General features: G+C 56.7%; 13 protein-coding genes. 9 read left to right on the forward strand and 4 right to left on the reverse strand.

All coding sequences use genetic code 11. The features are described 5' to 3' along the window. Positions 1-90 precede the first annotated feature (90 nt). Together RSK20926_RS15270 and RSK20926_RS15275 are read left to right on the forward strand one after the other, a co-directional pair. Entirely contained in the window at positions 91-537 is a 447-nt protein-coding gene (locus RSK20926_RS15270; protein ID WP_037255324.1) for a MarR family winged helix-turn-helix transcriptional regulator, read from the forward strand. Continuing rightward, positions 534-1,154 carry a cysteine hydrolase family protein gene (locus tag RSK20926_RS15275; RefSeq protein ID WP_008208056.1) on the forward strand — a complete coding sequence of 207 codons (621 nt, stop codon included), beginning with the start codon at positions 534-536 and terminating at the stop codon, positions 1,152-1,154. Before RSK20926_RS15270 ends, RSK20926_RS15275 begins: the two co-directional genes overlap by 4 nt. A gap of 243 nt (positions 1,155-1,397) precedes the next feature. On the opposite strand, the gene purD is transcribed toward RSK20926_RS15275, so the two are convergent. Continuing rightward, positions 1,398-2,666, reverse strand: coding sequence for a phosphoribosylamine--glycine ligase (purD, locus tag RSK20926_RS15280; RefSeq protein WP_037255365.1), 1,269 nt, complete (start codon positions 2,664-2,666; stop codon positions 1,398-1,400). A 133-nt stretch (positions 2,667-2,799) separates the two neighbouring features. Here purD and xseA point away from each other — a divergent pair, with 133 nt between their 5' ends. Beyond that, positions 2,800-4,359, forward strand: coding sequence for an exodeoxyribonuclease VII large subunit (gene xseA / locus RSK20926_RS15285; protein ID WP_037255325.1), 1,560 nt, complete (start codon positions 2,800-2,802; stop codon positions 4,357-4,359). Between the two features lie 48 nt (positions 4,360-4,407). Here xseA and RSK20926_RS15290 read toward each other — a convergent pair whose 3' ends face one another. Together RSK20926_RS15290 and RSK20926_RS15295 are read right to left on the reverse strand one after the other, a co-directional pair. Next, the gene (locus RSK20926_RS15290; protein ID WP_008208063.1) at positions 4,408-4,809 is read right to left on the reverse strand and encodes a hypothetical protein; all 402 of its coding nucleotides are present in this window, start codon (positions 4,807-4,809) and stop codon (positions 4,408-4,410) included. A gap of 32 nt (positions 4,810-4,841) precedes the next feature. Beyond that, a complete protein-coding gene (locus RSK20926_RS15295) occupies positions 4,842-5,879 on the reverse strand; it encodes an alkane 1-monooxygenase (protein ID WP_050773098.1) in 1,038 nt (345 codons plus the stop codon). A gap of 111 nt (positions 5,880-5,990) precedes the next feature. Between RSK20926_RS15295 and RSK20926_RS15300 the strand changes: the two genes are divergently transcribed. From RSK20926_RS15300 to RSK20926_RS15315, 4 genes are all read left to right on the forward strand, one after another. Next, positions 5,991-6,641, forward strand: coding sequence for a lysoplasmalogenase (locus RSK20926_RS15300; protein ID WP_008208067.1), 651 nt, complete (start codon positions 5,991-5,993; stop codon positions 6,639-6,641). A gap of 76 nt (positions 6,642-6,717) precedes the next feature. After that, complete coding sequence (ftsY, locus tag RSK20926_RS15305) at positions 6,718-7,854, forward strand: signal recognition particle-docking protein FtsY (RefSeq protein ID WP_008208068.1); 1,137 nt, start codon at positions 6,718-6,720, stop codon at positions 7,852-7,854. Between the two features lie 63 nt (positions 7,855-7,917). After that, positions 7,918-8,820, forward strand: coding sequence for a DMT family transporter (locus RSK20926_RS15310; RefSeq protein ID WP_008208069.1), 903 nt, complete (start codon positions 7,918-7,920; stop codon positions 8,818-8,820). A gap of 40 nt (positions 8,821-8,860) precedes the next feature. Further along, on the forward strand, positions 8,861-9,463 hold the full coding sequence (locus tag RSK20926_RS15315; RefSeq protein ID WP_008208070.1) for an inner membrane-spanning protein YciB: 603 nt from the start codon (positions 8,861-8,863) through the stop codon (positions 9,461-9,463). Between the two features lie 630 nt (positions 9,464-10,093). Here RSK20926_RS15315 and RSK20926_RS22895 read toward each other — a convergent pair. Beyond that, positions 10,094-10,267, reverse strand: coding sequence for a hypothetical protein (locus RSK20926_RS22895; protein ID WP_157133142.1), 174 nt, complete (start codon positions 10,265-10,267; stop codon positions 10,094-10,096). A 365-nt stretch (positions 10,268-10,632) separates the two neighbouring features. Between RSK20926_RS22895 and RSK20926_RS15320 the strand changes: the two genes are divergently transcribed. Together RSK20926_RS15320 and RSK20926_RS15325 are read left to right on the forward strand one after the other, a co-directional pair. Beyond that, entirely contained in the window at positions 10,633-11,820 is a 1,188-nt protein-coding gene (locus RSK20926_RS15320; protein WP_008208073.1) for a pyridoxal phosphate-dependent aminotransferase, read from the forward strand. Continuing rightward, entirely contained in the window at positions 11,817-13,415 is a 1,599-nt protein-coding gene (locus tag RSK20926_RS15325) for a 5-guanidino-2-oxopentanoate decarboxylase (RefSeq protein WP_008208074.1), read from the forward strand. The genes RSK20926_RS15320 and RSK20926_RS15325 overlap by 4 nt, the downstream gene beginning before the upstream one ends. Positions 13,416-13,494: the final 79 nt, after the last annotated feature.

Raw genomic sequence — 13,494 nt, forward strand, 5'->3', positions numbered from 1 at the left:
CCCATCTGTTCGATGCTGCAGTATGCAAGAATGTCGGCAGATGAACTATATTGACATTCATGTTGTCAATATGACAATGATAGTGACATTATGAAAAGTGAGAAACTATACCAACTGATATGGATGTCGCGCCCGCTCATGCAGGCTGCCGAATCCTGTGTAGAGAACGGGTTGTCGGGGACAGGCATCACCGTGCGAATGCGTGCGGTTCTGGAGATACTGCGGGCGCAAGGAAATCTGTCTGTCCCAGAAATTGCGGCCAAGCTCGATATCAAACGTCAGTACGTCCAACTCATGGTCAACGAAACGCTTTCGGCAGGCTTCACGATGCAGTGTCCCAATCCTCGACATGTGCGATCACCACTTCTGGCGCTGACCGAAAGAGGCAGCGCGTTGATCGACGAAGTCATCGCGCGGGAGATGAAACTGATGCAAGTCGTGAGCGAGGAGTTTTCAGAGGATGAAATCGCAACTGCGCTGAAAGTGGTTCTGTCCGTGACCGCCCAACTCAAAGCCCAAAAAGATAACCAACCATGACACTCATTTACGGATTGGGCGCACTGGCGCTCGTATTTCTTGTTTGGTTCACGACCGGGATAATACGCATAGGATCCATTAGTGATGGCAAACAAATCGGGGATCGATCAGAAACCGCCCTTATCCTGATAGATCTGCAATCAGTGTTTTGGGAGGACGGTCCCTATTCCGATGCTTCGAAAACAGAAGCCAAAGCTGCCATCCTTGAAGAAATCGAAGAGGCAAAATCGAAGGGACTTCCGATCATTGCTCTTCGTCAGGAATGGTCTATTCCGTCGACCAAGATGGTAGCGCGATTGACAATGAAAAGCCAAGCAATTGAAGGAACACCCGGCACAGAACTGGCAGAGCCATTTGCCGACCTCGCAGACCATGTTCTGGTCAAACGGGTTCAAGATGGGTTCGAGACTGGAGAGCTCGACCAACTTCTTGCGACACTAAACGTCGGAAAACTCCGTTTGGTTGGTTTGGACTTTAACTATTGTGTCCAGAAAACCGCGCTTGCCGCCCGAAAGCGGGGCTTTGAGGTCACCATCATCAAGCGAGGCACACTTTCGGCGGCTCCCACTGATCAATCAGAGATGCGAATGGCGTCACAGAATATTGCGCTGCAGTAACAAGGGCGGCAATCAGGATTGCAGACATTGAAATCAATAGTTAGGGAGGCGGCAATGCCCGCATCTCGGCGGCCACTCATCTTGTTCTGACTGGATTGTCTTGGGCAACAAAACAAGCCTTGTTAGGCTAGGCGCTTTCCTCAAAATCACGTTTGTGTCGAATTGGTTCCGCTGAAGCCGGGCAGAGCAAGCCCCATCTCTTTTGTGGGACCTGCAAGGTGGCTCAAATTCGCTGGAGAGCCGCTAGCCTTTGAGTGCGCGCCAACCGATGTCGCGGCGGAAGAACCCTTGGGGCCAGTCGATACCATCTACCATAGCATAGGCGCGGTCGCGCGCTTCCGATAGGGTGGCCCCTCGTGCTGTCACGTTCAAAACGCGCCCACCGACAGCTTGAATCTGGCCTTCGCTTGCCTTGGTGCCGGCGTGAAAGACCATGTTGCTGCTATCTTCAGGGAGAGCATCCAGCCCCTTGATGATAGAGCCTTTCTCATAGCTGCCAGGGTAGCCTTCGGCAGCCAGAACAACGGTAATGGCGTGATCCTCGGCCCAGTTCACCTGCGCCTCGCGCAGGCGCCCTTCGGCGGCGGCCTGCATCAGGTCAAGCGCTTGCGCACCCAGACGCATCATCAGGACCTGGCACTCAGGATCGCCAAAGCGCACATTGTATTCTACCAGGCGCGGCTGGCCATCCTTGATCATCAGCCCAGCATAGAGAACCCCCTGATAGGGCATGCCACGATCCGCCATGACCTTCATGGTTGGCTTCACTATTTCTTCCATCGCCTTTGCTTCGATTGCTGGCGAGAGGACCGGAGCCGGTGAATAGGCACCCATGCCGCCAGTGTTCGGCCCGGTGTCCCCTTCGCCGACGCGCTTATGGTCCTGAGCAGATCCGATGGCGAGAACGTCCTCACCATCCACCAGCACAAAGAGCGAAGCCTCTTCGCCTTCCATGAACTCTTCGATCACCACCTCGGCGCCAGCGCCGCCAAAGGCGCCGCCAAACATGTCATCGATGGCGGCCAGGGCCTCATCTTCGGTCATGGCAATGATCACACCCTTGCCTGCCGCCAGACCATCGGCTTTGACCACCGTAGGGGCGCCATGCTTGCGCACATGTGCCTTGGCGGCTTCGGCATCGGTGAAATGCCCATAGCCTGCAGTCGGCGCATTGGCGGCATCGCAGATCTCTTTGGTAAAGCTCTTGGAAGCTTCCAGCTTGGCTGCCGCTTCGGAGGGGCCAAAGACCAGGAGGCCTGCCTCGCGCAGCCGATCGGCCACACCCGCAGCCAGCGGCGCTTCCGGGCCGATGATGACAAAATCGATGGCGTTTTCTTCGGCAAAAGCAGCGACCGCACCGCCATCCTCAATATTGAAACTGGCACAATCCGCAATCTGGGCAATGCCGGCATTACCTGGTGCAACAATCAGCTTGTCGCATTTGGGGTTCTGCATCACCGCCCAGGCCAATGCATGTTCGCGACCGCCACTGCCGAGGATAAGGATGTTCATCTGCGCATTCTCCAATTTGCCAATGCCACACCCCAAGAGATGCCTTCCGGGGCTTGCCATGCTTGCGGCGCGTTCTATGCTGCGCGCGGCTTCAAAACAAGAACCACCTGTGCCGCAGGAGAGCAGTACCCCCATGTCAGACCTCTTTGACGACCCCCAACCGGGCCAGAACACACCGGAGTTTAGCGTTTCGGAAATTTCCGGAGAGGTGAAGCGCACCCTGGAAGGAACCTTTGGCAGAATCCGGGTAAAGGGTGAAGTCGGTCGCGTGTTCAAAGCCCGCTCGGGCCATCTTTATTATGATATCAAAGATGACCGCTCTGTCCTGGCCTGCACCACCTGGAAAGGGCAGATCTCCAGTCTTTCGGTTGTCCCCGAAGAGGGATTGGAAGTGGTGGTGACCGGACGGCTCACCGCCTTTGGTGCGCAGTCCAAATACAACATGAATGTGGATGAAGTTGCGGTTGCGGGGCAGGGCGCGCTGATGGCGCTTTTGGAAAAGCGCAAGAAACAGCTGGAGGCCGAGGGTCTCTTTGCGATGGAGCGCAAAAAGCCGCTGCCCTATCTGCCACAGATCATCGGGGTGGTGACCTCACCGTCCGGTGCGGTGATCCGGGATATCCTGCACCGCCTGCGGGACCGCTTCCCGCGCAAGGTTTTGGTTTGGCCCGTGGCCGTGCAGGGGCAGAACTGTGCGCCAGAGGTGGCGCGTGCTATCGAAGGGTTCAACCGGTTGACGCCAGGCGGCGCCTTGCCACGTCCTGATCTGATCATTGTTGCCCGCGGTGGAGGAGCGATTGAAGATCTCTGGGGCTTTAACGAAGAAATCGTGGCGCGGGCTGCCGCCGCCAGTGAGATCCCGCTGATCTCGGCCGTTGGTCATGAGACTGACACGACATTGATCGATTTTGTTTCCGATCTGCGCGCGCCAACGCCCACAGCAGCTGCGGAACATGCGGTGCCTGTGCGGTTGGAATTGATGGCCTGGAGCGAGGCACAGGGGGCACGGCTTACCCGTGGTGTGAGCCAGGCGGTGCAGCAGCGCCGTCAACGATTGAATGATCTGTCCCGTGCAATTCCACGGCCTGAAACTCTGCTGGAGACACCACGCCAGCGTCTGGACCGGGTTTCAGAAACGCTGCCGCGCGCCCTGATGGCTGGGGTGCAAAAGCGTCAGGTCACCCTGAGCCGCGCAGCTGCGGCGCTGCGCCCCGCAACCCTGCGTCAACTGGTTTCCTCCCGTCAGGACCGTTTGCGAAACCTTTCTTCGCGACTGAGCCCACGCCCACTTGACCAAGAAGTTGACAGGCAAAAAGAGCAGCTCTCACGTCTGGGGATCCGGCTGAAGTCCGCGCAGGACCTGCGCCTGGAGCGGATGCAGCGATCTCTCGCGACAGCTGGCCGCCAACTGGAAATCCTTAGCTATAAAGCAACGTTGGACCGGGGCTATGCTGTTGTGCGAAGTGGTGCGGATTTGATTACGAGCTCGGTTGAAGCACAGAATGCTGGCCCATTGACGATTGAGTTTGCGGATGGCGAATTTCGACTGGAAAACACCGAGGAAGCGGCTACGGAGGCCGCAAGCGGGCCTCAGCAGAAATCGGCATCGTCGAAACAGGTGACGTCGAAACCGGTGAAACAAACAAAGGCAAAACCTGAGAAGCCAGATGGAGAGCAAGGCTCTCTCTTCTGATCGTACTTTTCTGGTCGCATGGACCCTGAACGCCGTCTAATCGTTTGTTCAGACACCGGTGTCTGGGCCCATGCAATACATCTCTGCGCCAAAGTCCTCGGCCTCATAAAGCTCGGTTGCTTGTGGGTCGTTTTCAAAGCGCGCAAATAGACCCTTGGACGACAGCTCAAAACTCCAGCATTGAGGATCCAGCCGATCTTCATAGACAAAGCAGATCTGATCAGCCTCTTGGTACCAGTGGCCTTCTTGACAGCGGCCATCCAGAAACGACCAGATAACTCTTTGTCCTGGGAGATAACGCTCAACCCCGTAGGCTTGGCCTGCAAAACCGTAAAAGAGGGTTTTCCCGCGAGTGTAGCGGTCAAATTCCTCTGCACTAAGAGGCTCCCCGCTGTGCCCGGTGAGCGGGGTTAGGATCAGCAGGGCAAAGAGAATCACAAACTGGCGCATAAATGAATTGTGCCAGAGGTCGCGATATCAGTCTAAGCTTTGTGGTCCTGGTGGCGGCAGTCAATGGATTGCTGGACCATTGTACGGTTCATGACCCGGCGCCAAAGTGGGGGAAACAAGGCCAGCACTGCCATAACCGGAAGGGAGTAGGGCAAGAGAGGCATCGCCGGTTCAAGGCGTAGCTCTGGGTAGCGGCGTTTGGGCGACAGGTGGTGATCCGAATGTCGAGGCGCGTTCAGCATCATGGAGGAGGAGTACCAATGCGGTGCATTCCAGGAATGTGCAGGCCCAACCGGTTCAGGTCGGCCATCTGCCCGGCTATTTCGTTGCAACCCGTAGTGTTGCACATAGTCCGCCAGCAAGATCTGCACCTGGGCATAGAAGGCCACAAACAGGCAGGCACCAAGGCCCGCTATCCCGCCCACAAGATAGGCAAGGCCCAGCGTTAAAACGGCTCCGCCAGAATACGCAAGATAGGGATGCGACAAAGGGGAGGCAGGCTTTTCCCTCCTGGCACGCGCTTGGTTTTCAGCGACGAGCCCCGCACGAAGCGACCCAATCCAGGCGCGTGGGAAAAAGCGATAAAAGCCCTCACCCTGTCGGGCGGTGTTGGGATCCATCCTGGTTGCCACATGAACGTGGTGAACTTTCAAATGGGCCGAAACATGATGTCCAAAGAGCATCGAGCAATAGACCAGAAGACCGAGCCGGCGCATCCCTCTGGAAGGGTGGTGGATCAACTCATGTGCGTTGGGATGGCTGATCTGCCCCATGAAAAGTGCAAAACTCAGTAAGAGTGCAAACCCGGAACCGAGCGGAAGGTTGAGCGCTGCGTCAAGCACCGGATAGAGAACGAGGATATGTCCCAGAGCAAGGCAGACTGAAAGTAGGTCTGCAAAAACGCCCGGTTCCCGGACCTGATTGCGTCGCCCGATCTGATCCAAGCCAAAAACAAGCAGGGTTTGGTAAAGCAATGCCAACCAGGGGAGCCAAGACATTTCGTTGGCCCAAATCGCTGAAGCCGCCAATAGGGCCAATGGGCTGAGGCTGGCAAATGCAAACCAAAACACGTCAACCTCCTCCTTGGCGCGACAACAGAGCTTTCCTTTTGGTCACCTTTGACCAAAGCCCGGTGAAAGGGCAAGCATGTTGGTCTAGACAAAGGCGCTGGGGGTGAGGGCATGACACTCGGGACTATTTTGGCAACAATTGCTGCGCTTTCAGCGCTGGGCTATCTCTTTTTTTGCGCCAAGGAAGCTTCTGCACTGCGAAGTTTCCTCAAAACAATCTCCGTTGCCCTATTGGGGCTCGCCGCTTGGATGGCGGGTGCTCCTATGTTGCTGGTCTTGGCGCTTTTGCTCTGCGCACTGGGGGATTTCTTCCTTTCCCGCGAAGGGGAAGGGGCCTTTATGGCTGGGGTCGGCGCCTTTGCAGCGGGACATCTGGTCTATGTTGTTTTGTTTTTGGGGCTGGAAGAAAGCGTGTTGGCACGTCTCTTTGGTTTGCCTAATGCTTTGTTTGCTTTGCTGATTTTGGTCGTAGGAGCTGCGATGATGCGGATCCTTGCGCCAAAAGCCGGTGAATTGAAATTCGCGGTGCTGGCCTATATCCCAATCATCTTGTCCATGGGGCTTGCAGCGCTCAGCATAGAAGCAACAGGCGCGTTGCTTTGGATCTTGCCTGCGGCTCTGGCCTTTATGGTTTCAGACATTGTTCTGGCCTTTGAGACCTTTGTGCTGGCTGAGGACCATTGGCTGCGGCGCTGGACACCCTATGCTGTCTGGCCACTTTACTGGGGTGCACAGGGCGGGTTTTTTCTGGCATTTTCCTGAGGCTGCGACCTCATCTGCTTTGCAACCGGCGCCAAAGCGCATTAGGTGGGGGTGAAACCCTTTTGCGGAGGCCCGGATGGCGTTTTTCTCAAAGCTCAAGGAGCGTTTGTTCAAATCCTCGTCAAAGCTTGATGAGGGGTTGGATGCGATCGTGGAAGACGGCGCAGATAGCCCTGTTGCGGCGCCGGAAGCACCTGTCGCCGAACCCGCGCTACAAGAGCAGCCCATAGAACAACCGGCTGAAGAAAAAACGACTGAACGGGACAGCCAAGCGGCTGAGCCGAGCCCAGCTCCGGCAGCCTCGGCTCCAGAGAGCAAAGCCAAGTCGCCTGGTCTTTTGGGGCGACTGATTGGACGTAGCAGCGCCAGTGAACCACGGCGGGTTCTGGATGACGATATGCTGGAGCAGCTGGAAGAGTTGCTGATTGCTGCAGATATGGGGGTGGATACGGCACTTCGCGTGACCTCCAACATGGCAGAGGGGCGACTGGGTAAAAAACTCTCAGCCCGCGAAATCAAAGAACTGCTTGCCGCTGAAGTTGCCCGTGTCATGGAGACGGTCGCGAAGCCCATGCCGATCTATGCGCATCGTCCACAGGTGGTGCTGGTGGTTGGGGTGAATGGCTCTGGCAAGACGACAACCATCGGTAAACTGGCCAGCCAATTCAAAGGCGCAGGCAAGAAAGTGGTCATTGCCGCTGGCGATACATTCCGTGCCGCCGCAGTGGAGCAGTTGCAGGTCTGGGGCGAACGAGCGGGTGTGCCGGTTCTGACGGCCCCGGAAGGGTCTGATCCTGCCAGCCTTGCCTTTGATGCAATGACAAAGGCGCAGGAAGAGGGGGCTGATCTGTTGATGATCGACACCGCTGGGCGATTGCAAAACCGCGCGGACCTGATGGAAGAACTGGCCAAGATCGTTCGGGTGATCCGGAAAAAGGACGAAACAGCGCCACACAATACGCTTTTGGTTCTGGATGCAACCACCGGTCAAAACGCGCTCAGCCAGGTAGAGACCTTCCGCAAGATCTCTGATGTGTCCGGACTGGTGATGACCAAGCTCGATGGCACCGCAAAGGGCGGCGTTCTGGTGGCGCTGGCGGATAAATTTGGCCTGCCCATCCACGCGATCGGCGTGGGCGAACAGATTGATGACCTTGCGCCCTTTGACCCAGAGGAATTTGCAGCGGCTCTGACCGGTCTGGACCAGAGCTAAGGCAATTTCCGGGTTTTCTAACAGCGGGGGCCTTGCGCCTTTGTCCGCAAAAGGCTTTTGAGTTTGAGCGATTGGCTGATTTCATTGGAAGGGACCGAGGCCGGGCATCAGGTTGCCCTTGCCCTGGCCATCATGGCGGCCTTCCTGCATGCGGTCTTTGGCGCCCTGCAAAAAGGTCGCCATGATCCATGGCTGTCGCGCGGGGCGATCGATCTCTCCTATTGCCTGATGGCCGCGCCTTTTGCGCTATTCGTGGTGCCCTGGCCTGAACCGCATATGTGGCTGATCTTCTTGATCATCTGGGTCATTCATATCTGCTACAAACTGCTGCAGGCCTTGGCCTATACCAAGGGCAGCTACACGGTGGTCTACCCGGTGGTGCGCGGCACTGGACCGTTTTTTACCGTGATCGGCGCCTATCTTCTGTTCGGGGAAGTCTTCTCGCTCACGCAGTGGATGGGCGTCGGCGTTTTGCTGGCGGGGATCTTTGGGCTGGCGGCGTATAATTTCCGCCATCTGACGGTTGAGCGCGAAACTCTCGGCATTGCCTTGGCGCTTGCGGTTGCGACAGGGCTCTTTGTGGCGCTCTACACCACCTATGATGCCTATGGCATCCGGGCGACGGCGGATCCGTTTACCTTTCTGGCCTGGTTCTTCATGATCGATGGGGCGACATTCCCATTTTTGGCCTTTGCGCATTGGCGTCGCATGGCGAATCCACCTGCGCTGGGCCCCTTGATGTTGAAGGGCGGCTTTGGTGGCATCGTCGCTTTTATGTCCTTTGGTGCGATCATGCTGGCAACCCGGCTCGATAAGGTCGGTGAGGCGGCGGTCCTGCGCGAGACCTCAACCGTCTTTGCCGCCCTTATCGGCTGGCTTGTGCTGAAGGAAACCGTAGGCCCGCGTAGGATCGCCTTGATGGCTTTGATCGCGTTGGGTGCCGTGATAGTGGAGATGGGCGGGTAAGCGCGCTCGCCAGATTTACGCAAGACCCTGAGGAGCCCCAATGGCTGAGAAGAAGATCAATCCAACGCTGAAAATGCTGCTGGAACTTGGCCCCGTGGCCCTGTTCTTTGTTGGCTACCTCAAATTGCGTGATGAGGTATTTCTGATTGGCGGGCAGGAATACGATGGGTTCATCGTGGTAACTGCAGGGTTCATTCCGCTCATGATCCTGTCGACTTTCGCGCTCTGGCGACTTACCGGGCATCTTTCGCGGATGCAGCTGGCGACGCTGGTGCTGGTGGTGATCTTTGGCGGGCTTTCGGTCTGGTTCAACGATGAGCGCTTCTTCAAAATCAAACCAACGCTGATTTACCTTTTGTTTGGTGGCATTCTGGGCATTGGTCTCTTGCGGGGACAAAGCTATCTCAAAGTTGTGATGGAAGAACTGATGCCGCTGGAACAGGAAGGCTGGATGATCCTGACCCGCAGAATGTGCTTCTTTTTCCTCTCCCTGGCCATCGCCAATGAAGCGATATGGCGCACCATGAGCACGGATAGCTGGGTCTACTTTAAAACCTTTGGCCTGCCGGTCGCCATGTTTGGCTTCTTCATGCTGCAGGGGCAGGTCTTTTCCAAATATGGCATCGAGCAGGAAGAGGGCTAGCCTATTAGGAATACCCGATGACGCGCCCGCCGCTCTAGATTTGACTGGGCGGCACAACAGAAGCGTCAGAAGATTTCATGAAGGTAGACTGTGCATCCATTGGTGACCTGTTGCCAAGGATCACGAAACATCGTTTTGACAGCGCGCATTCCTAACTGACTGTGGGCCACTGAGCCGTCCAGATATGCCGCTTCATTCGGGACTAGAACCCCCGGGGTGTTCCCGGCCTTGGGTAATCTGTCGTTGGAGATTTAGAACCAATGGCGGCCTAAGCTGAGAGAAGGTTCGGCCCACCTGGTTGGACTGAAAATGAGGCGCGTTTGCAGCAAAGCAAAGGGTGCGCCTCGGGCGTCTTACATCTGATCTCTTCTCGCTTTTGGAAACGGCTTTGTCCCGCCCGAAGTGGACATCAGCGGGTGTGACGTTGTTCAGGCTCTCGTGGTAGTGCTTTTGGCTAGGTGCTGATGTCAGACTCAGCGCGTTTCTGTCTTTCCTGAGACATCAAAAATTGATGCCTCTTGTAAGGCGCGCGGGAAGCTGTTCGATGCCTTGTCCTCAGGATGATCAAACCCACGGCTTAGGATCACAAGATGTAGAAGGCCTTCGTTTGTTCTGGCAGAGAGAACCACGCTACTGCTGATTTGCAGAGGTCATTTTTTCAAGGTGTTCTTTTGCGGCCCGTAACTTGGCTTCGCAGGCTTCGATAAGGTCGTCAGCAGCATAGTCCTGGGCTTCGAGCAGGGTGATTTGCTGCTCGATAGAAGCGATCACTTCTTCCATCCGTTTGATTAGGGCTGCAGGCATCAAAACCTTCCGAAACTATTCTGCGCGCAGAATAGCGAAACAAATCTGCGCAAAAAATATGTGAGTCAGATTTGCCTTTTTTGCTGCTTTTGCGCTCATCGGACCGATGTGAGCTGAGGGGGCTATCTGTTTGGGTGGGGGAAATATCTGCTTGTAACAGGGAATTTGAGTAATTATACAAATGTATAAATAAGGCGCGTAGACCTCTTGCAGCCCTGCTGGCTATGTCGGGGAGAAGGGCGGGAACGCTGCCCTGGCAAGGATCCTGCGGGTGTAAGGGGGTGAGGTTTTGTCAAAAGCTGGGCAATCCGCTTTTGATCAAGCTTTGAAAGATGGAATGTGACTGGAGCAGAGGAGAGCCTGTCATGAAGCAGACTGCGATCACAAAGCGTCTTGCCGGTTTGGGCGGGGCAAAGTGGGAGGTTTACCTCAAGGCCAAGGAACTGGTCGCGGAGGGGCATGACATTGTCGAAATGACAATTGGGGAACCTGATGTCGCGGCCCCTTCTGAACTTATCGAAGCGGGTGTTCAGTCGCTGCGCAATGGGCGAACCACCTATTCGAACGGACGCGGAGAGGCGGGGCTGCGTGCCGCACTGGCAGAGCATTACTCAAACCAGACCGGTCAGCTGATCAGCGACAATCAGGTTCTGTGCTTTCCTGGCACTCAGACAGCGCTTTTTGCGGTGCTTATGGGCGTAGCAGAGGCGGGTTGCGAGGTTCTAATCGGAGATCCGATGTATGCGACCTATGAGGGGGTTGTACGCGCCAGTGGCGCCGATGTTGTGCCGGTTCCATTGCGGCCGGAAAACGGGTTTCGTATTTCTGCCCGCGATATTGCGGAGCGGATCACGCCTCGCACTTCTGCCATTCTCTTGACAACGCCCCATAACCCCACCGGATCCATTTTGACCCGCGCGGATATCGAGGAGATTGGCGCGCTGGCCCTGGAACATGACCTGTGGATCATTTCCGATGAGGTCTATGCCGAGCTGGTCTTTGACGGGGCGGAGTTTGTCTCTCCACTGTCTGACCCAAAGCTCGCGGAGCGCGTCATTGTTGTCTCATCGGTGTCCAAATCGCATGCAGCACCGGGATTTCGCAGTGGCTGGTGCATCGGCCCAGAGGCATTTACCGATGCTCTCTTACCCTTTTCCGAGACGATGCTCTTTGGAAACCAACCCTTCATTGCGGATATGACGGAATTGGCCATTCGCGAAGGCTCCAGTGTGGCTGCAGGTATGGCGTCCCGCTATGCCGCACGGGCGGAGCGACTGTATGAACGTCTGTCAGCGGAGACAAAGCTGAAGGTTCACAGACCGCAGGCGGGGATGTTTGCCATGATCGAGGTCTCTGCCACCGGCATGAATGGCGATGAATACGCGCTGCATCTGTTGGAGCGGGGCAAGGTTGCGGTCATGCCTGGTTCTTCTTTTGGCGACACCGTGGGCAACTGGGTTCGGGTGGCCTTGACGGTAGACGAAGAGAGCTTTGCCGCAGCCCTGGACCGGATCACCGCCCATGCAAAATCACTCGAGGTAGAACTGACATGAAAAGCATAGGTGAAGCACTGGTCGCTCAGTTGGTTGAGAGGGGTGTCGACACTGTGTTTGGCATTCCCGGTGTCCATACCATCGAACTCTATCGCGGGCTTGCAGAGTCCGGGATCAAACATGTCACCCCACGCCATGAGCAAGGGGCCGGATTTATGGCAGATGGCTATGCGCGGGTTTCGGGCAAGCCTGGCGTTGCCTTTGTAATCACTGGGCCGGGGCTGACCAATACCCTGACAGCGATGGGACAGGCCCGAGCTGATAGCGTGCCGATGCTGGTTGTCTCTGGTGTCAATCAAGTGGCGAGCCTAGGCAAAGGCCTGGGGCATCTCCATGAGCTTCCTGACCAGCTGGCGCTGGCGCAGACCGTTGCGCTGCATTCTGAACGTCTGGAAAGATCTTCTGATCTGCTACCCGCATTGGATCGCGCTTTTGGCCCCTTCAACTCCGGTAGGCCGGGACCAACCCATATTGAGGTGCCGCTGGACGTCGCTGGGCAAGAGTTTGCTGGTAGCGCTCTGTCGGAAGGGAGCAAGACTACGCCGAAGGCCGATGCAGAGTTTCTGGCGCAGGCTGCGCAAAAACTCAATTCTGCCAAGGCGCCAGTCATTTTGGCGGGTGGCGGCGTGCGGCAGTCACGGGCGTTGGTTCAGGCGCTGGCAGAGCGCCTGGATGCCGCCGTAGTCCAGACGGTAAACGCGCGCGGCCTGATGTTTGAGCATCCCCTAGGGGTGCCCGCCAGCCCCAGCCTGGCAGCGGTGCGCACTCTGATAGAGGGCGCTGACTTGGTGCTGGCGCTGGGGACCGAAATCGGCCAGACCGATTTTGACATGTATGCTACAGGCACCATGGCACGGATGCCGGGGTTGATCCGGGTCGATCTTTGCCCCGACCAACTGGCCCGCCATGAGGCTGAGATCGCAATCGAGGGGGATGCCGCCGAGGTGACGAGTGCTCTTCTGTCTCTGCTGGAAGGGAATGACCCGGCGGGCGAAGGTTCTGCACGCGCTGCCAAAGCACGCGCGGGCGCGATGGAGGAAATCGGCGCAGATATGAGAGCGGCCTGCGAGGTTCTAGACGCGATGCGGGATGCGGTCCCAGAGGCCTTGATGGTGGGAGACTCCGTCTACCCGATCTACGCGGGCAATCTCTATTATGATCATGATCGGCCCGGAGGCTGGTTCAACGCAGCCACAGGCTTTGGTGCGCTGGGCTATGGTATCCCGGCGGCGATTGGTGCCTCTTTGGCGGATCCCTCAGCCCCCGTTATCTGTATCGTGGGGGATGGCGGCGCGCAGTTCAGCCTGCCTGAATTGATGTGTGCGGTGGATGAGAAACTGCCCATCACTTTTGTGATCTGGAACAACCACGGCTATCAGGAAATCGCCACCTCTATGCAGGATGCTGATGTAAAGGTCGTTGGCTGCGATCCGACGCCGCCGGATTTTGAATTTGTGGCGCGCTCCTGCGGCATGCCCTTTCAACGGATCAAGTCGGACCCACACATGGTGTCCGAGGCCCTGCAACAGGCGCAAGGTGTTCCTGGACCCAGAATGGTGGAAATCCAAACGCCAAACTTGGCGCAGGCCAACTAGGAGAAACTCTTCCCCTTGGATCAGAACGCAAAGTCGCACAAATATTCCGTGCGGCTTTGGCTTTCGCCTGGGCCGAGAA

This window comes from Roseobacter sp. SK209-2-6 (assembly GCF_000169455.1).
Lineage (GTDB): Bacteria > Pseudomonadota > Alphaproteobacteria > Rhodobacterales > Rhodobacteraceae > Pseudophaeobacter.

Excerpts from the sequence above, each read along its gene's own strand:
- RSK20926_RS15315 (WP_008208070.1), top strand. The coding sequence starts at position 8,861 with ATGGCTGAGAAGAAGATCAATCCAACGCTGAAAATGCTGCTGGAACTT.
- ftsY (WP_008208068.1), top strand. The coding sequence starts at position 6,718 with ATGGCGTTTTTCTCAAAGCTCAAGGAGCGTTTGTTCAAATCCTCGTCA.
- xseA (WP_037255325.1), top strand. The coding sequence starts at position 2,800 with ATGTCAGACCTCTTTGACGACCCCCAACCGGGCCAGAACACACCGGAG.
- purD (WP_037255365.1), bottom strand. The coding sequence starts at position 2,666 with ATGAACATCCTTATCCTCGGCAGTGGCGGTCGCGAACATGCATTGGCC.
- RSK20926_RS15300 (WP_008208067.1), top strand. The coding sequence starts at position 5,991 with ATGACACTCGGGACTATTTTGGCAACAATTGCTGCGCTTTCAGCGCTG.
- RSK20926_RS15270 (WP_037255324.1), top strand. The coding sequence starts at position 91 with ATGAAAAGTGAGAAACTATACCAACTGATATGGATGTCGCGCCCGCTC.
- RSK20926_RS15325 (WP_008208074.1), top strand. The coding sequence starts at position 11,817 with ATGAAAAGCATAGGTGAAGCACTGGTCGCTCAGTTGGTTGAGAGGGGT.
- RSK20926_RS15275 (WP_008208056.1), top strand. The coding sequence starts at position 534 with ATGACACTCATTTACGGATTGGGCGCACTGGCGCTCGTATTTCTTGTT.
- RSK20926_RS15290 (WP_008208063.1), bottom strand. The coding sequence starts at position 4,809 with ATGCGCCAGTTTGTGATTCTCTTTGCCCTGCTGATCCTAACCCCGCTC.
- RSK20926_RS15320 (WP_008208073.1), top strand. The coding sequence starts at position 10,633 with ATGAAGCAGACTGCGATCACAAAGCGTCTTGCCGGTTTGGGCGGGGCA.
- RSK20926_RS22895 (WP_157133142.1), bottom strand. The coding sequence starts at position 10,267 with ATGCCTGCAGCCCTAATCAAACGGATGGAAGAAGTGATCGCTTCTATC.